Source organism: Mesomycoplasma molare (assembly GCF_024918955.1).
Lineage (GTDB): Bacteria > Bacillota_I > Bacilli_A > Mycoplasmatales > Metamycoplasmataceae > Mesomycoplasma_A > Mesomycoplasma_A molare.
Genome location: NZ_CP103423.1, coordinates 449,874 through 470,933, shown reverse-complemented (window position 1 = coordinate 470,933; position 21,060 = coordinate 449,874). Strand labels below are relative to the sequence as shown.

19 protein-coding genes are annotated in these 21,060 nt (G+C 24.3%); 7 read left to right on the top strand and 12 right to left on the bottom strand.

Translation table 4 applies throughout. The annotated features are described in order from the left end of the window. Positions 1–143 precede the first annotated feature (143 nt). Both rplJ and rplL read left to right on the top strand, forming a co-directional pair. Complete coding sequence (gene rplJ / locus NX772_RS02170) at positions 144–653, top strand: 50S ribosomal protein L10 (RefSeq protein WP_027123539.1); 510 nt, start codon at positions 144–146, stop codon at positions 651–653. A gap of 1 nt (position 654) precedes the next feature. Continuing rightward, positions 655–1,023 (top strand): 50S ribosomal protein L7/L12, encoded by a 369-nt coding sequence (gene rplL / locus NX772_RS02165; protein WP_027123540.1) that lies wholly within the window; start codon positions 655–657, stop codon positions 1,021–1,023. Between the two features lie 61 nt (positions 1,024–1,084). Here rplL and NX772_RS02160 read toward each other — a convergent pair whose 3' ends face one another. From NX772_RS02160 to NX772_RS02135, 6 genes are all read right to left on the bottom strand, one after another. After that, positions 1,085–1,912 (bottom strand): deoxyribonuclease IV, encoded by an 828-nt coding sequence (locus NX772_RS02160; RefSeq protein ID WP_027123541.1) that lies wholly within the window; start codon positions 1,910–1,912, stop codon positions 1,085–1,087. Position 1,913: 1 nt separating this feature from the next. Then, positions 1,914–3,032, bottom strand: a complete 1,119-nt coding sequence (locus tag NX772_RS02155; protein ID WP_027123542.1) for a hypothetical protein — start codon at positions 3,030–3,032, stop codon at positions 1,914–1,916. After that, the gene (locus NX772_RS02150) at positions 3,025–3,810 is read right to left on the bottom strand and encodes a Nif3-like dinuclear metal center hexameric protein (RefSeq protein WP_027123543.1); all 786 of its coding nucleotides are present in this window, start codon (positions 3,808–3,810) and stop codon (positions 3,025–3,027) included. The genes NX772_RS02155 and NX772_RS02150 overlap by 8 nt, the downstream gene beginning before the upstream one ends. After that, entirely contained in the window at positions 3,797–5,119 is a 1,323-nt protein-coding gene (locus tag NX772_RS02145; protein WP_259429340.1) for an RNA polymerase sigma factor, read from the bottom strand. The genes NX772_RS02150 and NX772_RS02145 overlap by 14 nt, the downstream gene beginning before the upstream one ends. Before the next feature lie 67 nt (positions 5,120–5,186). Next, positions 5,187–6,911: a DNA primase gene (dnaG, locus tag NX772_RS02140; protein WP_027123545.1), complete on the bottom strand. Its 1,725-nt coding sequence runs from the start codon at positions 6,909–6,911 to the stop codon at positions 5,187–5,189. A gap of 9 nt (positions 6,912–6,920) precedes the next feature. Continuing rightward, positions 6,921–8,288 carry a glycine--tRNA ligase gene (locus NX772_RS02135; RefSeq protein WP_027123546.1) on the bottom strand — a complete coding sequence of 456 codons (1,368 nt, stop codon included), beginning with the start codon at positions 8,286–8,288 and terminating at the stop codon, positions 6,921–6,923. 60 nt (positions 8,289–8,348) lie between these two features. On the opposite strand from NX772_RS02135, the gene NX772_RS02130 reads away from it, so the two are divergent. The 5 genes from NX772_RS02130 to NX772_RS02110 all read left to right on the top strand — a co-directional run bounded on the left by NX772_RS02130 (position 8,349) and on the right by NX772_RS02110 (position 13,081). Then, positions 8,349–9,005 (top strand): uracil-DNA glycosylase, encoded by a 657-nt coding sequence (locus tag NX772_RS02130; protein WP_027123547.1) that lies wholly within the window; start codon positions 8,349–8,351, stop codon positions 9,003–9,005. A 9-nt stretch (positions 9,006–9,014) separates the two neighbouring features. Then, complete coding sequence (locus NX772_RS02125) at positions 9,015–9,740, top strand: hypothetical protein (protein ID WP_027123548.1); 726 nt, start codon at positions 9,015–9,017, stop codon at positions 9,738–9,740. 119 nt (positions 9,741–9,859) lie between these two features. Beyond that, positions 9,860–11,254: a YbhB/YbcL family Raf kinase inhibitor-like protein gene (locus NX772_RS02120; protein ID WP_027123549.1), complete on the top strand. Its 1,395-nt coding sequence runs from the start codon at positions 9,860–9,862 to the stop codon at positions 11,252–11,254. Positions 11,255–11,365: 111 nt separating this feature from the next. Next, positions 11,366–12,019, top strand: coding sequence for a LemA family protein (locus NX772_RS02115; protein WP_027123550.1), 654 nt, complete (start codon positions 11,366–11,368; stop codon positions 12,017–12,019). A 9-nt stretch (positions 12,020–12,028) separates the two neighbouring features. Beyond that, positions 12,029–13,081 (top strand): hypothetical protein, encoded by a 1,053-nt coding sequence (locus tag NX772_RS02110; protein WP_027123551.1) that lies wholly within the window; start codon positions 12,029–12,031, stop codon positions 13,079–13,081. Positions 13,082–13,203: 122 nt separating this feature from the next. Here NX772_RS02110 and tsaD read toward each other — a convergent pair whose 3' ends face one another. The 6 genes from tsaD to NX772_RS02085 form a co-directional block, all read right to left on the bottom strand. Then, positions 13,204–14,157, bottom strand: coding sequence for a tRNA (adenosine(37)-N6)-threonylcarbamoyltransferase complex transferase subunit TsaD (gene tsaD, locus NX772_RS02105; protein ID WP_027123552.1), 954 nt, complete (start codon positions 14,155–14,157; stop codon positions 13,204–13,206). A 130-nt stretch (positions 14,158–14,287) separates the two neighbouring features. Next, entirely contained in the window at positions 14,288–14,479 is a 192-nt protein-coding gene (locus NX772_RS02100) for a hypothetical protein (RefSeq protein WP_027123553.1), read from the bottom strand. A gap of 943 nt (positions 14,480–15,422) precedes the next feature. Beyond that, positions 15,423–15,785: a hypothetical protein gene (locus tag NX772_RS02095; protein WP_259429339.1), complete on the bottom strand. Its 363-nt coding sequence runs from the start codon at positions 15,783–15,785 to the stop codon at positions 15,423–15,425. Positions 15,786–15,844: 59 nt separating this feature from the next. Then, a complete protein-coding gene (locus tag NX772_RS03990; RefSeq protein WP_465223510.1) occupies positions 15,845–15,931 on the bottom strand; it encodes a hypothetical protein in 87 nt (28 codons plus the stop codon). Between the two features lie 245 nt (positions 15,932–16,176). Further along, positions 16,177–18,483 carry an Ig-specific serine endopeptidase MIP gene (mip, locus tag NX772_RS02090; protein WP_408605426.1) on the bottom strand — a complete coding sequence of 769 codons (2,307 nt, stop codon included), beginning with the start codon at positions 18,481–18,483 and terminating at the stop codon, positions 16,177–16,179. Between the two features lie 23 nt (positions 18,484–18,506). Beyond that, the gene (locus NX772_RS02085) at positions 18,507–21,041 is read right to left on the bottom strand and encodes a putative immunoglobulin-blocking virulence protein (protein WP_051542161.1); all 2,535 of its coding nucleotides are present in this window, start codon (positions 21,039–21,041) and stop codon (positions 18,507–18,509) included. Between the last annotated feature and the right edge of the window lie 19 nt (positions 21,042–21,060).

Sequence of the window (21,060 nt, the reverse complement as noted above, 5' to 3'; positions counted from 1 at the left end):
ATTTAAGATGCATAATTATAAAATATGTTATAATTCAATAGCAATATATGGAGATAATAACTGTATAAAAAATACTTAATTTGTTATTTGAATATATTTTCCTCTATAAAATTGCAAAAATAATTAATATAAAAGGAGGTTGAATGAATTCTTTTAGAAAAGAAAAAGAAAACATTGTTGCTGAAGTAAAATCAAACATTGAAAATTCTTCTTCTTTAGTTATTGCTGAATATCGTGGATTATCAGTTGCAAATTTTGAAGAATTAAGAAAAGAATTAAAATCAGCTGGTGTAAAAATAAAAGTTTACAAAAACAGATTATTTAAAATAGCAGCTAAAGATTTAGGTTATGAAGCTTTAGAATCAACTTTAGTTGGACCTAATGTTTTCGCTTTTGGTGGAGATGATGCGATTTCACCAGCAAAAATTATTTCTAAATTCAGTAAAAAATACCCAGAAGTTATTTTAAAAGGTGGTATTTACGAAAATCAAGTTATCGATTCAGTTGAAGTGCAAAAAGTTGCATCATTACCAAGTTATGAAGAAGCTCTTACAATGCTTGCATCTTCATTATTGGGACCATTAAGACAACTATCAGTTGGATTTAAAATGTTAGTAGATGAAAATAAATTAGTATCAGAAGGAGAAAAATAAAATGGCTAAATTAACAAAAGAAACATTTATAGAATCTTTAAAAGAAATGAACATTAAAGAAGTTATGGAATTAGTAGAAGCAATGAAAGAAGAATTTGGAATTGATCCTTCTGCTGTTGCTGTTGCTGCAGCTCCTGTTGCTGAAGCTGCTGAAGCTAAATCAGAAGTAAACATTACATTAAAAGGTGATGGTGGACAAAAAGTTAATGTTATAAAAGTGGTTAAAGAAGTATTAGGATTAGGATTAATGGAAGCTAAAAAAATGGTTGATTCAATTCCTGTAGTTCTTAAAGAAAATGTTAAAGTATCAGAAGCAGAAGAAATTAAAGCTAAATTAGAAGCTGCTGGTGCAGAAGTTGTTTTAGGATAATTTAAACAATTCTATTTAAAAAAATATGACACTTTATTTTAAGTGTCATATTTTTTTTAAATTATTTCTTTAGTAAGTATTCTATTTCTTTATCATAAATAGGACCTTCTTCTGTTCAAGGAGTTTCTAATATAATAGGTATATTATCAAATAAAGGATCATGTACTATCTTTTTAAGTATTTCTTTATTTATATAGCCTTGCCCAATATTTGCATGTCTATCTTTATGAGAATTTAAGGGATTTTTAGAATCATTTAAATGAATAACTTTTACATATTTTAAAACGTCTTTTTCTTTTAAAATATTTATAAATTCATCGTATTTTTCTAAGTTATAACCAGCATCTCATACATGACAAGTATCGATGCATATACCTTTTCTATCGCTTTTTACATTTTCTAATACATATTTTAATTCATCAAAAGTAACACCAATTTCAGTACCTTTTCCAGACATTGTTTCTAAGATTATTTCTACATCTTTTGTATTTTTTAAAATATAATTTACTGAATTTATTAACTGATTTAATGCCTCTTGTTTAGAAAATTTAGTATAAGAACCAGGATGCAAAACTAAATATTTAGCTCCTATATAATTCATTCTTTCTATCTCTTTAATTAAAAAATCATTTGCAAAGTCATATTTTTCTGGATTTGCAGGATTAGTAATATAGGGCGCATGAACTATAATATCTTCTGGTTTTATAATTTCTTGTTGATCTCTTAAATATTCAAAAAGTTTATAGTTTGTTACTTGTGTTCGTAATGTTGTTTGTGGTGCTCCTAAATAGATCATAGCGCAATTTGCATTATTTTTTATTGATTCTTTTATTGCGCCATACAAATAATCTGGTTTTTTAAAAGAAACATGTGAACCTATTTTTATCATTTTATCTACTTTCAATTTTAATTGTCTTATCAGCGTGATTTATTTGGATACTATTAATTTTGTATTTTTTTTCATTTATAAAACCGTCAAAAATAAAAAATACATCATCATTTTGTTTTGTTAGTTGTGCTTTAATAAATTTAATTTCTTTTTCATTTTTAGAATTAATATGTTGAATTTCTAAGTTAACTTCTTCAAATTCTAAGTCGAAATTTTTTAAGTAATATTTATTTTCGTTTTCATTATCTTGTTGAAAAAAATAGAAATTTTCTTTATTTTCTTTAAAAATAAAAGGTTTTACAGATCTAAATTTCAATGTTCTATCTTTGATATCTATGCTTTCTATAAAAAGCTTATTAGAACTTTTAAATAAATCTTTACTTAATCTAATTTTTATTGTATGACCAGTTTCGATAATATCTTCTTCATCGAGATCTTCATCTACATTTTGAATAATAGAAAAAGTAAAATCACTTTCAAAATCTTTAAAGTTAATTTTCAATCGCTTTTCTTCTAAAATTGAAAATTCTAATGTAGGAACCTTAAAATTAAAATCTATAAAATCTTTTGTCTCCATTATAGAGTAAGGGTAACTAAAATATTGTATATCTCCAATTTTTAATTTTTTAAAATATTTTTCATTATTTTCTTCAAAAAAGCGAATTTCAACATCTTTTTTCAAAGAAAAAAAATCTGAATTTTTAAAATATATTAAAACATTAATTGTATTTTCGGATATTTTTTCTATTTTCGCATTAGAAATATAATTACCCATTTCTATAACTTCATTTGTTTTAATGTTTCAAAAAGATAAGCTATCAAAATTCGACAACTTTTCATCAACTATAGTTGTTAAAAATAAGTTATTTTCAACAAAATATCCAGGAGAAAAATAATTTTCATTTTCTTTTGAATTTTCAACCTTTATTTCCTTATTACTTTCGTTTTGCGAAGAAGTAATATTAGAATTATTGTTATTTGTTGAATTATTATCACTTTTAGATACCACTACTTTATCTTCTTCTTGCTTATTAATAAAAGAATTACTACAAGATGTAAAAGAAATTAAAGAAGAAAATAATGAAACTAAAAGTATTTTATTTTTATTTCTTTTAAACATTTTTAATAAATTCCTTACTTTCAAAGATTTCTATAATGGTATTTTTAAATTTTTCTTTAAGTTTACTTTCTAAAAAAGACAAATTTATTTTTTCTATTGAATGTGGCACCAAAAGAAAATATATCCCCATCGTTTCTAATGCGATTAATTCATTTCATTTTAAATCAGAGGTTAGATACAAAGCGTTTTTTTTATATATTTTTCAAGTTTTTAAAATATTTTCCATTCCAGCAGAACCTGGTAATATTGCTATATTTTTAATTTTTCTATTTTTATTATTTATATTAGTTTGTAAAGATTCAAATTTAAAAACTTTTTTAATTTCCTCAATAAAATTAGAAAAAATCATTTTTTGATCTAATTCTATTACTGAATTAAATTTGTCAATAGAAATAGTTTTACCTTTTAAGTTTAGCGCCTTAATAATTAATGTAGATCCAGTGTTAGGTATGGTATCAAGATTAGTATGAACAGAAAAAACATTAATTTTATGTTTTCTGATTTTTTTATGCATATTTTTTTTATATGGATCTTTTAGAAAAGTTTCTTTTAAACTAGTTTTATAAAAAAGAAAAGTATGATAATTTAAAATAAAATTAAATTCATTTTTTATAGCATAATCCAAAACTTCTTTAGTTAGATCTAAAGAAATTAGAATTTTGTTAACTTTATTATTAAAATTATAAGAAAATCCAACTTTATCTCATTGTTCTTTTTCCTTTTGAGGAAAAAGAAAATCTAGATAATCAGCTATTTCATTAGAATTATTCACCTTCATAGTAATCTTTTAATTTTCTTTTCTTATGTGTAACTTTTAATTTTCTTAATATTTTAGCTTCAATTTGCCTTATTCTTTCTTTTGAAACACCTTTTTCACTAGCTAATTCATCAAGGCTATGTATTCTATATTTTTGTCCATTTTCATCTTCGCCAACTCCGTATCTTTTCATTATTAAGATTCTTTCATCATCTTCTAGATGATTGTTTAACATTTCTTTTAATATTAATTCTAATTCTTTATTTGAAGCAAAGTCTATAGGAGACATAACGCTTTCATCTTTAATAAAATCTGAAAAGAATGAATCATCTTCTTTACCGATAGGTTTATCTAAAGAAATAGGATCAATGTTAATTTTTCTAATATATTGAACTTTTTCGGCTGTAAAATCATCTTCCATTTTTTCCGCTATTTCTTGGTCGGTAGGTGTTCTTCCTAAAGTTTGATTAAGTTCTCTTTCTATCTTAGTCAATCTATTTATTGTTTCAACCATGTGAACAGGAACTCTTATTATTCTAGCTTGATCGGCAACTGCTCTTGTAATAGCTTGCCTTATTCATCAAGTTGCATAAGTTGAAAATTTATAACCCTTTTCAACTTCGTACTTAGAAACGGCTTTTAAAATTCCTGAATTACCTTCTGAAATTAAATCAATAAATGAAAGCCCTCTATTTTTATATTTTTTAGCGTTGTTTATAACTAATCTTAAATTTCTGTTTATTAAAGTATAACGAGCTTTTTTACCCTTTCTTCCACCGAGTTTTATTTGTTTAGCTAATTCAATTTCTTCTTCTTGTGATAGTAAATTACCATATTTACCTATTCACCTCATATATCATTTGATAATATCATTAGTTTCTGTTAATTTATTTCTATATTGAGAATCATTATAACTAAAATCTTCTTCATAAATAACTTCATCTTCAATACTTAAAGTTTCATCATTATCATAATCTTTTAACTCTAATTCGTCATCTTCTAATCCTTCTAACTCTTCTGAAGATTTAGAAATTTTTTTATTTTTATTTTTTTTGGATTTAGATATTTCTTCTTTTAGATCAGACTCACTAACTTCATCCATATCACCTTTATCAGTTTCATTTTTTATTATTTTTTCTTCTAATAAAACTTGTAAAAAGTCCATAGATTTTTCTTCATCTACAGATAATTTTTTAGCTAATAAAAAATTAAAAACTTCTTCTTGTGTTAAAAAGTTTTTATTTTTTTCTTTTTTTTGTTTTCTATTTAGTTCTTTTTTTAACGCATTTATTATTGTTATATAAGAATTATTTTTTTCTTCTTTAATCATATATAAATCCGCCTTTTCTTATAATTTATAGTCTTTTTTTAAAAATATAAAAATTATAACACAAAAGTTAAAAATTTCTTTTTATATTTATTAAGTTTTCTATTTTTTTATAAATTATTTCTCTTTCTTCTTCATTATTTGTTACTTTTAATTCATGATATAAAATAGCTAGTTTCTTTTGTATTTTTTGTGCGTTTAGAAATTGTGTTTGTTGATCATAATTAATAAAAGCTCTCTTAAAATCTTCTTCATTATTTAATAATTTTTCAGAAAATAGTTTTTCATTTACTAATTTTTTTATTTTTTCTTCTTTTGAATTTAATTTTCTAATTTTTTCAAAAATCTTTAAATCGTTAATTGTTAGTTTATTTTGACTTTTGTTTATATATATATTCTCTATGGAAGGATTTAAGATTAAACTCGAGATAATTAAAGACCTTAAATTATCTAATGAATTTTCTATCTTATTAGTATTTTTATTATTTTTTTTCGAATAAAAATTATTATTGTCATTATTAATATTTTTACTTTTATTTTCTAGTGAATAAAATTGTTCTTTTTTAATAGAATATTCTGATTCTATTCTATTCAAAATAAATTCTCTTTCTTTTAAATCAGAATATTTTAAGAATATATTCATGTTATTTATAAATGTATTTACTGAAATAAAATTTGTAGAATCTAAATTTAATTTAAATTTTTCGTAAACAAAAGACAGAGGTGAAACTCTATTTTTTAACATTTCATTTAGTTTTTCTGCTCCGAATATATTTAATATTTCATCAGGGTCATATTCTTCATTATTTTTTATTATTTCAACTTTTATATTGTTTTTTAAAAGTGTATATATGGACTTTTTAGTAGCTTCAGTACCAGCCCTATCACCATCTAATAAAAGAAGCACTTTTTTATTTTTTAATAAATCAATATGATACTCTGTTAAAGATGTACCCATTAAAGCAACTGCATTTTTTATATTTATTTTATGAAGGGCGATAACATCCATAAATCCTTCGCAAATTATTATTTCGTTTGTTTTAGTAGAAAATTTTTCTGCTTGATGAAAATTAAATAATATTTTTGATTTTGAAAATACACTATTTTGTGCTGAATTTATGTATTTAGGGTTGTTTTTATCACTACTGTTTAGAATTCTTCCAGAAAAGGCAACAATATCACCATATTCATTTTTTATTGGAAAGATTATTCTATTTTTAAAAAATATTTGTTCTTCAGAAGTTATTAAAGAAGCATTTATTAAAATATCTTTAGTATTATTTTTTAATTGCAATATTTCTTTAAATTCTTCTGTATTTTTAGAAAAACCTATTTCGAATGTTTCTACTATTTCTTCATCTAGTTTTCTTAATTTTAAAAAGGACTCCACTTCTAAATTATTTTTTTCTTTTTTCAAAAATAATTTAAATAATGTGTTAGCATCATGATTTGCACGAATAATTTTTTTATCTAAATTAGAATATTCTGGTTTTTTTTCATTACTTTGAAAGATATTTAAATTTAAATTAAAATTTTCATTTATATAATTTAATGTTTGAGTAAAATTAAATGAATTATAATTCATTATAAAATCTATTATATTTCCGCCAATTTGACAACTAAAACATTTAAAAATTTTTTTAGCAGGGGAAACTGTTAAAGATGGATTACTATCTCCATGAAATGGGCAAACCGCTAAATAATTATTACCTTTTTTTGATAAAGGAATAAAAGAAGATATTGCTGATACAATATCTATTTTATCAATAATTTCTTCTGTTATATTTTTATACATTTACCTTCCTTATTTTCTTAGATAATTAACTAAATTTTTGATTTCAATTCTTTCTTGTTCCATTGTATCTCTATTTCTAACAGTCACTTTTCCATCTTCTAAAGAATCGTAATCATAAGTAACGGAATAATATGTACCTATAGAATCTTGACGACGATATCTTTTACCAATAGTACCACTATCATCAAAAGTAGCACTTATATCATGTTCTAATAAATGTTCAAAAATTTTGTAAGCATTTTCAGAAAGTTTTTTAACTAAAGGTAATATGGCTACTTTATAAGGAGAAATATTTTTATTCAGTTTTAGCACTATTCTAGTTTCATTGTTTTCTATTGTTTCTTTTTCAAAAGAATCTACAATTAAAGCTAAAATTAATCTATCTAAACCTATAGAAGGTTCTATCACATGAGGTAAATATTTAGTATTTGTTATAGGGTCTAAATATTCTAAGTTTTCCCCTGAAAAATTACTATGAGCACTCAAATCAAAATCACCTCTATGAGCAACTCCCAATAATTCTCCCCAACCAAAAGGGAACAAGAATTCAATATCACTTGTAGCTTTTGAATAATGAGCTAATTCTTCTTCTTTATGTTCTCTAAACCTTATAGATTTTTCCTTTATTCCTAATTTTAAAATAAATTGTCAAACCTTTTCTAAATATTTTTTATAAATTTCCATAGATTCTTCGGGTTTAGAAAAAATTTCTAATTCCATTTGTTCAAATTCTCTAGTTCTAAATATAAAATTACCAGGAGTTACTTCATTTCTAAAAGATTTTCCAATTTGGCCTACACCAAAAGGCAATTTACTTCTAGTTGAACGCAAAACATTTTTAAAATTTACAAAAATTCCTTGAGCTGTTTCTGGTCTTAAATATATCTTTTCTTTTTTATCAATAACAACACCTTGAAAAGTTTCAAACATTAGGTGAAATTCTTTTATTTCACTTCAATCGGTATCTGAATTATCATATTTTTTAACATTTTCCTTTATGAAATCGCTTAACTCTTTTTTTGTAAATTTGTTAACATCAATTTCTGGAAATAGTTCTTCTACAATGTGATCTGCTCTATATCTTTTATTATTTTTTTTATTTTCTATTAATGGATCTGAAAAATTAGCCACATGCCCAGAAGCCTCTCACACTTTAGGATTCATAAGAATTTTGGTGTCTAAAGCATAATTAGAAGGATCTTTGGTTATAAACTCTTTTCATCACATATTTTTTACATTTCTAGATAATAAAGAGCCTAGCGGACCATAATCTCATGTGTTAGCTAAACCGCCATAAATTTCTGATCCTTGAAAAACAAAACCTGTTGCTTTTAAATGATTAATTATTTCTTGAATATCTTTATTTTTATTGTTCATAATTTAAAATTATAATAAAAAAAATGCATTTTTTATTTTTATTATCTATAATTTTTCTATATGTTAAAAAAAGAAGAAATTGATATTTTTTTGGATAAAGAAAGAAGAAAAAAATATTTTATGAAATTAAGCTATTTTCTAGAAAAAGAATATAAAAATAAGAAAATTTATCCTAATAAAATCGATATTTTTAAAGCTCTAGAAGTTACAAATTTTGAAAATTTAAAGTTGGTTATAATTGGACAAGATCCCTATCATACAAAAGATGTAGCAGATGGATTGGCTTTTTCTTCAAAAATAAATAAAATTCCACCTTCTCTTAAAAATATTTTTAAGGAAGTAAAAAATAGTTATCCTAATTTTAAAGTCACTAGAAATCCTAGTTTAGAAGATTGGTCTAAACAAGGTATTTTATTATGAAATATGGTACTTACAGTCGAAGAAAGTAAACCAGGTTCACATTATGATAAAGGTTGAGAACAATTTTCTATAAACTTTCTAAATTTTTTAATTGAAAAAGAAGAAAAAATAATTTTTTTATTATTAGGTAATAAAGCTCAAAAACTAAAAAATATCATAGATTTAAAAAGTCAGATAATTTTAGAATATTCACACCCTTCACCCTTTAGTTATTCAAAAAGTTTTAAAAATTCAAAAGTATTTAAAAAAATTAATATTTTATTAAAAAATATGAAAAAAGAAGAAATAAATTGATAAAATTATTATATGTTAATAGTACATAAAAAAAGAGTAAGACTAACATCTATAGAAAATTCATTAGAAGAATGAATAGAAAATAATATAGAAACTTTTATAAATTTAAGAGAAAATGAATTAGCCGATTATATTTTAACCACGCCCTCTGCTATAAGTGTATATATAAAAAAGATAGGTTATAAAAATTATAAAGAATTTCAACAACAAGTTATTCAAAACTATGATGAACAAAAGAAAAAGGATAAAAATCCTTTCACTAATTCAGTTTTTAAAACTTCTATTTATTATGACATAAAACAATATATAAATTCTTTGCTTATAGATAATAAATTTATGCTACAAATTTACAATTCATTTTCAAAAGCAGAAAATATAGGAATTGTCAAATATAGTAATATTGATTTTTCTACATTGAATTTAGAAAAATTTTTAACAACAAACAAAAATAAAATTTTAATAAATGATGATTTAAAAAATATTAAAAGCCAAAATACATTATTTATAGTTTTTGACAATTTTTATGAATCAGTAGATATTGAAAAAATTATCAAAAATATACATGATTCAAATAACTACTTTATTGTTTTTTCAAATAAAAATATTGATGTCGCTCAATACAAAAATGGTTCATTTTTCCTAATTAAATCGCTTTTTGGAGATATTGAATTAAACAAAAAAATAGCAAAAAACTTTTTTATTTTTGTTTTAGATCTAATGATTGAAATGTTAATGTAAAAAGTATATCTAAAATAAAAAATAAATAATAAGTTTATTCTAAAATTACATTTTATCTGCTTTTAAACTTTTCTTTTTATAGTATAATTTTTCATAAAAATTAAGTAAAAGGAGAATAAATGAAATTTAAAAACAAAAAGCTTATTATTGGTGGAACTTTTTTAACATCTTTATCGCTAGTTACTCTAGTTTCTTGTGGTTCACCGGTTTTGAGTCAACCTTCAAGTAGTAATACTGATAATTCTGAGACAAAAAGTCCAACAACAGAAAATAAAAAGGATAATAAAGACAATAATAACAATTCTACAAGTAATGAAACATCAACTTCAAAAGAAACAAATGGTTCTGTTGAGGAACAAAAATCTGAAACTAAATTAACAATTACTTCTTCCGCTATAGTGCAAGGTGTATTGAATGATAGAAAATATATTTCTCATCATGATGAAAGTACACTTTCAAGAGGACAAAGTTTGCCCTTATCATGAAATTCTATTAAAGATGCAAAATCTTATGCCGTTATTATGTTAGACAAAACAGCAACTGAAGTTGTTGGTAAAGTTTATACTCACTGAGGAATTTTTAATATTCCTGCTAATAAAACACAATTAGAAGATAATTATTCTGAAACAGTTAAAAATGATAGTAATATAAAACAAATGGTTACTTCAGGGCAAGAAGCGAATGAAAAAACATATATTGGTCCTAACCCTCCTACAGAGCACATTTATGAAGTTAGAGTATATGCATTAAATAGTGAAAATATAAATGTAAGTTCTTCAGATGGCAATTTTTATTTAAATAATTTCTTATCAGAAACAAAAGATAAGATCATTTCTGAAGGTGTTTTAACTTTTTCTTACGGACCAGAAAATAAAACAAATGGTAATTTATATGCTACTGAAAATATAGGAAAAATAAATATTGAATCTAATGCATTAGAAAATAATTTATTAAAAAATGGGTATTTTAAAGAAAGTAATGAATCTAATACTGAAAATTTAAAAACTATCCCATTTGAATGAAATAAGATTGAAGGAGCAAGTTCTTATTTGGTTTGATTAGAAGATTATAGCGATTCAAACAGAGAAAAGAACTTCGTTTCAATTTTATGAGGAAGAATAAATATTGAAAACCCAACAGAAGGAAATAAAGTAGTTATTACAGAAGAAAACTTTAATAGTCAAAATGTAACAAATAACATTTTAAATTCTTCATACATTAGTCCATATGCATCTTATGGTATGGATCCAGAACAACCAAGAAATAATGAAAATGCAAATAAATTTTTATTACCTGAAGCAACAGGAGATAAAAGCAATAACATTTATGTGCTAAGAGTTTTAGCATTAAATAAAAAACTTACTAAACAAAATAATCAAGCAAATCCTAGTGAAATGCCTTCTTTCGATGAATATGGTCATCCTCCTATTAATAAAGATGTATTAGGTTCATATCTTTTAGAAGCTAAACAATCAGTAATAGCTGAAGGTTCTTTAATTTTTAAACTAAAATAAAATTTAAAATAAAATACCCTTTTTTATAACAAAATTGGGTATTTTTTATTAGTAAATTATCAAAAGTAATTAATCAGATTATAATTTAGAAAAGATTAAAAAGGAGAAAACATGTCAAATATTTATAATCCAAGAAACGAAGATGAAAGTGGTTTTGAACCTAAAGTTGATAACTCAGAAAAGAAAGCTAAAGTTTCAATAGCAACCAAAATTATTTTTTGAGTATTAGGAACTTTATTTTTTCTTTTTGCACCAATATATTTTTTGGTAAAAAGAAATAATTTAAATAGAATGCAGAACTCTATTAACGAAGCTTCTTCAACAATTGATACTCAATTAGCAAAAAGAGCAGATACACTTATAAAATTAGTAGACCAAGTTAAATCATATAAAGAATATGAATCTTCATTATTAAAAGATGTAACTAAATTAAGAACTTTAATAAATTCTAACAATACAAATTATAATAGAGAAGATATTGAACAATTATCTTCAAAAATTTCTAGACAAATTAGTGTAGCTTTTGAATCATATCCAGATCTAAAAGCTTCTAATCTTTATGAAACTCTAATGAAAGAGTCAATTTATTTAGAAGAAGAAATTTCAGCAGCTAGAAGACTATATAATTCAAAAGTTAAATCATTTAATGAGCAATTATTCATTTTTCCCGCTTCAATAGTAGCAGAAAGTTTAAATTTAACTTCTATGCCTCTATTTAAAGCAAATATTCATCAAAGACAAGATGTTTCTATGAAAGATTTATAATTTTAAGAAATGAAAAAAAGAGTCGATAATTATAAAAATTTTGATGAATTCAAAAAACTAGCTGATCTAGAATTTTTTCCGTTATTTAATGAAAAAGTTAAGGAAGCTTTTAATAACTCTGAAAAAATTAAAGAAATAAACAATAAAAAAAATATAACTTTTATATTTTTAGGAGTCTTAATATTTTTTTCTTTAATTTCTATTATTTTATTATTTACAAATAATTTCATAGGCTTTATAGCGATTTTACTTATTTCACTAATAATATCTTTTATTTTTTTCTTTTTCTGAAGAATTTATCAAAAAGAAAAAGAAAAATTACTAAATTCAATTTTAAAGAATATTCCAATAAAAGAATTGTATACAGAAGCTTTTAAAAAATTAGAACCTAGTATAAAATATTTTGGCTTTATTTCTGAACAAGAAGAACAATTTCGAGAAGTATTTATAACTAAAAAAGAAGTCGAATTATATAGAAATAATGTTAATTATAATGCGACAATTTTTGACATTAGTGAGCCTCAATTTCTACTAATTAGAGATAAATTCCCTGTTTCTTTTGTAAATGTTATTTACTTGCTGAGAGAATATAATAGAAAGGGTGAATATGTCGATAGATTTTTCCACAAAGGAATATTAAAAATTTCTACAAAAAAACTAGAAGAAAAATCTTTCGTTTTTTCTCTTTTAAAAGGTGGAAATATATTTTCTAAAAAGTCAAAAGTTAAATTAGAAAATGAAAATTTTAACAAAATTTTTAAACCAATTACAAATGATGAATTAAAAATTAGACAAATGTATACACCTTTATCTATGGAGTTATCTTTAAAAAGAATAAAAGATATGCGAGGTGTAAAAGCTACAAATTTATGAATAACATCAGATTCAAATAATATATATTATGAATACTCTATTGATTTTAATTTTATGATATTAGATTATAAAAAATCAAAATTAGACTCTGAAAAAATTATTTCAGAACTATATCAAGATTTTTTAATCGATATTTATACACTATACTATTTAATTTCAATTATGTATATAACAAATTATCTCGATTAAACAAACAAAATTTGTTTGTTTTTTTATTTTCACTAGCTCTTTTTGATATTAAAAATATGGTCAAAAGTGAAAATAAAAATACAAATTAAATAAAAGTTATTAAAAAAACTCTTTTCATTTTGTTAGAGAGTTTTTTTATTTTTCAGCATTATTTCTGATGCTTTTGCTATCATTGCCCCATTATCTGTGCAATATTCCATTTTAGGAATAATAGCATTTTTGTGTATTAATTTAAATTTTTCTCTTAAGTACTTATTAGCAGAAACCCCTCCTGCCAACACGATAGAATTAGGATTAAATTCTTCAATAGCGAGTTTAAATTTTTCAATTAAATATTTAATAACAATTTCTTGAAATTTTATAGCTATTTTTTCAGTAGGTACTTTTTGTTTTTTATTTTCGTAAGTATTTATTAAATTAATAACTTGCGTTTTAATTCCGCTTAAAGAAAAATCATATTTTCCTTCTGTTTTAGGTATTGATATTTTTATTTCATCTGCATTTATATTATTTTTTAAGTTATCGAAATAAATTTTATCTATTATTGGTCCGCCAGGAAAGGATAAATGAAGCTTTCTAGCTACTTTATCATATGCTTCTCCAACTGCATCATCTAAAGTTTCGCCTATAACTTTAATATCAAAAGGGGAATTTGCATAAAGAATTTGAGTATGTCCTCCAGAGACCAGTAAACCTAATGAAGGATAACTAATTTCTTGATCTATTGCTCCTGAAAAAAAATGACCATTTAAATGATTTACTGGAATTAAAGGTTTATTTAAAATAGTAGATAATGCATTAGCAAACAAAAAACCTATTTGTAAAGATCCGATTAAACCAGGTTCTTTTGTATAAGCTATCATATCTATTTCTGATAAATCAATTTCTTTTTTTATTTCTTCTAATATTAAAGCAATGTTATTAACGTGTTCTCTAGAAGCAATTTCAGGAATAGTGCCACCATATTTAGCATGTATATTAATTTGACTAAAAATTATATTTTTTATAATTTTACCTTCTTTTAAGATAGCTAAGGAACTATCATCATGTGATGTTTCTATACCTAAAATTACCATATTTTTTCCTTTATTTGAATTTATTTTAACAAATTTTAACCCAATACTCTTTAAAAATTTTAAAAATAAATGCTAGAATAAATAAAATCTCTAGCATTAAAAATTTAATATTTTGTATTTTAAATTTTAATTATTTAAAATCGATATTTTTTTCAACTTGTTTTGCTCTGTCATCTTTAATGTTGTTGTCATTAACATTTTTTAAATCATCATAATATTTTTTCACTAATTCTTCTATAGCTTTAGAATCGTTAATACCTTTAGCTGCTAATTCTTCTTTAGCTAAACGATAAAACATTTCTTTTATGTTTTTATTATCCATTTTTCCCTTTCCTTTTGACCTTTGTATAATCATTTTTCATTAAATTTATATAATATAAATATAAGTAATTATATTATATAGAATATATTAAGAAAGCGGGTTAATTAAATGAAAAAATATCAAAGAAAGTTTTGGAGATAATCAATTTGTAAAAATAATAATGTATATAACCCCTGAATATGCTCAAAATTCAAATAATGAGCCAATTAGTGTAGTTAATGGAAAATTTATTGAGTTTAAAATTTTATTCAATAACTAAAAAAATAAAATAAATAAAAAACTTAGTGAAAACTAAGTTTCCTAAAATGCAAATTGAAGTGCACCATTAGTTTTTATTATAAAAACATTGTACTACAATTTTTAATATTTTATACCCCCCTATTTGCTATTAAGGGGGTGAAGGGGGATATCCCCCTTCTTTTAATTCCGCTTGTAAAGCGGTTTTTTATTAATGAAGTTAATAAAAATTATGGAGCGAAATTTTTCGACCCTTTCATTATTTTCTTGTAATAATCTTGTAATTCTTAATAGTTTTAATTAATATTTGTTTAATTTTTCTATTTCTTCTTCATATATGTCAAAAGCGCATTTTCCTTCTAGTATGTCTCTATTCATAAAATTTATTCTTTTTCAAGATTTAATATTTCTTCTCGAGAGACTTTATTAAAATCAGTCCCTTTTTATAAACTCTTCTTATAAGTCCGTTAAAATTTTCATTAGTTCCTCTTTGAAAAGAAGCGTATTTATCGGTTTTATAAATTTTAATTCCTAATTTTTTGCTAATATTCCAACCGCATTAAATTCAATTCCATTATCAAAAGTAATACTTTCAACGGGTAATTCTAGTGTATTTATTCTTTCATAAAGAACTTTATTAATGTAAAAGGGTTCTTACTTGAAACTTTTACAATTATTCCCAACCTACTTTTTCTTTCCACTAAAGTTAAAAGACTAGAATGCCCTGCGGATTTTTACCTATAACTAAATCACCCTCTCAATGCCCAAATGTTTCTCTTAAATCAATATGTTTTGGTCTAGCTCAAATAGGAAATACATAATTTGACTGCACAAGTCTTTCAATAACGTTATTTTTTCTTTTTCCGCCTTTTGTATAGTGCTTTCTTAATCTATCTTTATTAGTTAATACTCATTTTCCTGTATTAATCCAATTAAAAACAGTCCTTAGCGAAGGGATTTTAATATTTTTAATACCTTCTTTTATTAAGTTGTAAGTCATTTTTATTCCGCATGTTGCTTTGTTAAAATTATCTTTAATAAGTTTGCTAAATTCTTTATAATCATCCATTTGAGAAAAGAAAAACAATCTTTTATGTTTATGTCTTATTTTGGCTTTTTCATTTGCTATTAAATGATCATAAAATCCGTAAAAATTTGAATTTCTTTTAATTCTCTTGACACTGTTGAGTGATTGACATTAAGAAAATTAGCAATTTGTCTAATTGAATATTTTTATAAAACAATTTCTCTATTAAAAATCTTTTTCAGCATTTAAATGCGAATAATGCTTTGTTGTATTATAATTCATATGATCCTTTCAATAAAAAGTATGTTGTCTTAAATTTTTATAGGTAGTTTTTTTATTTAAAAAATCAAGTGCAACCACTTTTTAATTTTACATTATAGTGGTGCACTTGATTTTGCATTCAGGGAAACTTAGTGAAAACTAAGTTTTTGTGTTATTTTGAAGTAGTTCTAGCATCTATTACAACATCATTTTCTTTGAATTTAAATTTTTCTGGAATTTCGTTTATATTATCACCAAAAAGATTTGTTTTGTAACTAGTTCCATAAGCTTTAATTAAGGCTTCACGATAAGAATTTTTTTGATCTTTTCCACCACCATAAATTAAATCATATTGAGGTAGGCTATATTTATTATCTCCTGTACCGTAAATACCTTTGTAATCATAACCTTCTGATCTAAAAGCAGCAGCTAAACCAGTCTTTGCGCTTTGGTTACCTGCGTGAAAAACAGCTACTAATTCATTATTTTGGTTTCTAATTGAAGAACCTGATGAACCACCAATTGGAACATAGTGTTTTGGCATATAAGATAAACCTGAAAAAATTAGCTTTTTATTTCCGTTTAACTTTGAAATGTGTAATTCCTTACCAACTCTAGTAGCTGATATGAATGCATCTAAAACACCTGGTTTTTCAACAAAAGAACGGTATCCTATTTCATAAGATAAAAAGTTACCTCTGTTTATTTCTTCCTCAGAAAAATTATATTTGTTTGTAACTTCATCTCTTTTAATATTATCAAAATATTTAGTTTCTGCATTAGTTCATAAACTGAAAGTATTTTTTGAGTGTTCTTTTTGATAATCGTCTTCATATTCTTTTAAAAAGTAATCTTCTCTAGCTGAAGGATAACCTAATATATATAGTTGATCTTTATTGTGTACTTCTTTATAATTCAAGTTTCTATCAATTCTAGAATAATCTTTTAAATAAGAAGTGGACATAAATTTAATATGATCCTCAGTTTTAGAAGCATAATTATTTGTTACTGCTTTCGCTAATTCTTGTGGAGAACTTAAAGCTTTATTCGGATCAACATCTCCGTAAGCATGAGAATCATTTTTATTACCTGCACTTATGGTTATTCCTCTTTGATCATCATCTCTTCTAATTTTGCTAAAGTCAATTTCAATAACAGCAAAATCAGCAAATTCTTCAACATCCTTAAATTTTTCTTTTTGATTTTCGTTTAAAAATTGACTGGGAGTGCTATTTAAAAAATCTTCTCCACTATAAATAACTTTAAGCGGTTGAAATTCTTGATTTTCTAAATAAATCGGAAATCCAAATCTTGTTATATTTTCCTCAAAGTTATTTATCTTCAATACTGTTCTTACAGGTGCATTTTCGTTTAATCTAGCTAAACTAAACGAAAATGTTTTATTAGTTATAGCTTCTGCTACGTGTAAATTAGTTCCAAAGTATCACTTTGTAGGATATGAACCATCCTCTGTCTTTTGAAAATCTAAAATTCATAATGTTCCAGACTCTGGTTTGTATGAATTAGGGTTTTCATCATCTTGTCTATTAAAAGTTGCTTGAAATGTTTGAAGACCTATTTTCTTATAAAAATCATTAGTTAAATAACGAGCAATTCCTTTAGTTCTATTGAATTCTCTTCCTTCAGAATCCACTCATGAAGGACCTTTTAATATTTCGGCATGATCGAATATATTTAAACCTTTATACTCTCCATTTTCATTATAAGTTGGAATTGTAAAACCTTTTAAACTAGCACTATCGTAAGTATCTATACCAGCTTCTGTTGCTTTTTCATCAAATTTTTGCTTTGAATTTTCATTTATTGAAGCATCATTTCTAAAATTTGTTGCATTTGCTTGAGAGTTATTTTCTAATTGACGTTTTAAAATGTTAAGATAGTTTTTATTATCTCAATCATATCTTTCTTTTTGGTTATATCTTAAAACGTATTTTTCTTTATCTTCTAAATCAATGAAATCAGCAGGATTATTTTTTATATAACCATTTTCATCGATGTTTATTGCTATTTTTTTAAATCCTGTTATATTAATTGTTTTTTCTATTTTAATATTTTTATTAATTTTTGATGAAAATTCTATTAAAACTTTCCCATTTCCGGTTGTATTAGAAATATCAATTCCATTTTTATCCCTATCAGGAATTACGGCTAGTAATTTAGCATTTAGAAGATCATTATTTTTTCCTGATAAATTTACACTAATAGAATTTTGATTTTTAGAAAACTCTGAAAAAAATGTATCATCTTTCGGTTTATTTGTTTCGCTAAAATTTTGAAAATCTACTTCTAATGAATTTACTATTTCTCCTATGTTTTCTTCGGTTACTGAATTAAATGTATTTTGATTATTGGAATTTTCAGTTTCTCTCGTTTCTAAGTTAGCACAAGAAATGAAACCAAATAAAGTAACCATTCCACTGGTAGATAATAAACTTAAATTTTTAAAATGTCTTTTTATACTTTTTTTTCATTAACGCCTCTTTATGAGAATGAAATTCCTCTTGATCCTTTAGATACTCTAACCACCTTTTTACCTAATGATTGAAGTTGTGAATAAAGAGAATCATTTCCTTGTTCTACTTCAAAAACAGTATCAGAACCAAAAGTACCATTACTTCAATTAATTAAAGTATTTAAATTACCAATTCCTTCATGATTTAATTGTGTTACATTATTTTCTACTGTAATTCTAATTTTCTTTGTTGTTTTTCCGTTACTAAAAACTATTTTACTTCTAGGCATTTGAAATCCTTCTGTTGAAAGAACGTCCTTGAATTGTGCTCCATTTAATTCATCGGCACTTATAGAAAAAGTATCACTATCATTAAATAAAATTATAGTTTTTAATTTTCTCATTCCATTTGAAGGTTTAATCGTGTCTCTAAAAACCAACCCCTTTAATGATTTGAGTTGTTTTGCTCCAGATAAATCTAATCCAGTAGGATAACTATTACCGCTTTCTTTATGATCTGGATTTAAACCAGGTCCAAATGATCCTTGGAAAAACGGCTCATTGTTTCTTACAAAATAAACCATCCTTAAACCATCGTTTATTTCTTTTAAGTTTTTATTCGGACCTATATTTACATCATGAAAAGCTATTGAGTTAAAAGTAATTCTACTTGCGATTGTAGCTCTAGAAGAATAATCACCACTTACATTGTAGTCGACAGTATTTACCCAAGCTACTTTCTTTAAAGCTAATGGATTAATTGCTCAAGAATCAGATAAAGAATTAGATGTAGTTAATAATGATAATTCATCAATTTCTTTATCTTTTATCGCTAATAAAAATGAAGTATTATAATTAGCAAATAATAATTCTAATTGAGGCAATTTATCAGGTAATTCTCTAAGTATAGAAAAGAAATCTGCTGTAGATGATTCTTTTTTTCCAATGTTAAGTATTCTATATGAAGTTATTTCTTCATTAGCATCCTTTAACTTTTTAATAAAATCTTTTAATTTATATAAAGCTCTAGAATCAGAAACATCAACTGTAACAACTATTCCTTCATTTCTTTTACCTTCTTCAGGTTCATCTCTAGTTAATTTTTCAACTTTTATACCCTCATTTGTTTTAATTCCGTATTTAATATAATTAACTGTGACATTTTCTTTTGATCAGCCAGGATAATTACCATTTCTAGTATCTTCAGGATTTCTACCATAATAACTATTATAACCAAATGCTCTTTTTTCAGAATTATCTCTTGTTAATCTGGCAGTAGTACTATTAATTAAAGGACTAAATGAATATGATGATATTTCTCCATTTTCATTTATATAAATATTAGAATTTTCATCTTCTATAACATATCCTTCACCTAAATTTTTTTCAACTTCTGATGAAGTTTTAGTAAATTTATCTTGATCTAGTAAGCTAATTATTCTTAACTTTTTAGCATTTAAAAGTTTTTCTTTTTCTCCTGTATAATCCCTACGAGCTTCGTCTTCTTCCTGTTTAGTAATCTTTAGTTCTGAATAATAAATAGCCTTTCCTTCAGGTTTTAAAAAATCATAAACTTTATCTCCATTTGAAATTAATCTAGAGAATTTATCTATTATTATTCTTCAATATTTTGAAGGATCTTCACCTATAAAGTTTGCTAGATCTTGTAAATTATTAATAGTATCATATCTAAAAAAGTCACCACCATTTAAAAATTCGTTTCTTATACTTCTTCCTAAAGCTCTTTTAGCGCTTTTTTTATTAGCTTCCCGGATTTTATCAGTAACAGTTATTCCTCTTAATTCAGGAGTTATTTGATTAATATATTCTATTCTATTTGTTATCCCTGCTTGCTTATCCCGGATATCCTGATTTCTTGGTGGTTGCTTTTTAACTTTTAAGTGAATTTTTTCTCCATAAAAATCAATTACAAAATCATCAGGATTTGGTTTTGGAGCTTCTTCTATAGGCTTCTCTTCAGGTTCTGGAGTTGGAATAATAGGTTCCGGACTAGGAACGGGTTCACTTACAGGGGGTTCTTCTTCAATAACTATAGGTTTTTCTTCTTCTATTATCGTTTTATCAGGTTCTATTGGTTCAGGATCTGGTTCAGGATCTGGTTCAGGATCTGGATCTACTTTAGAAGGAGGGGAAACTAAAATTTCTTTTTTTTCTTCAAGTTCTTTTTCGGGAACTGTTTCTGTTTTTTCAGGCTCAACGGTTGTATTTGAACTTGTTTCACTAGAAGAAGGTTCAGATTTTTCAGGTTCTTTTTTATCCACATTTTCAGAATTAGAACTTGTGTTCTCTGGTTTTTTTGCTTCCTCTTTTAATTTTTGATTATTATCACGATGAGAATTAAATCCATCTTTTCAATTTAAATTTCGTCCTGTGTTTATTGTGCTAGTTGTATCCTTTAATAGTTCAGATCTATCGGCACTATCTTTTTTATCAGTTGTAGCCAAATAATAACCTAAAGATCCAGATACAGGAACTATTATTGTGGTACTTACCACAGCTAATATTTTTTTATTTTTAGGTACTTTAAAAAAGTTTTTTGCCATAGTTTTCCTCTCTATTATA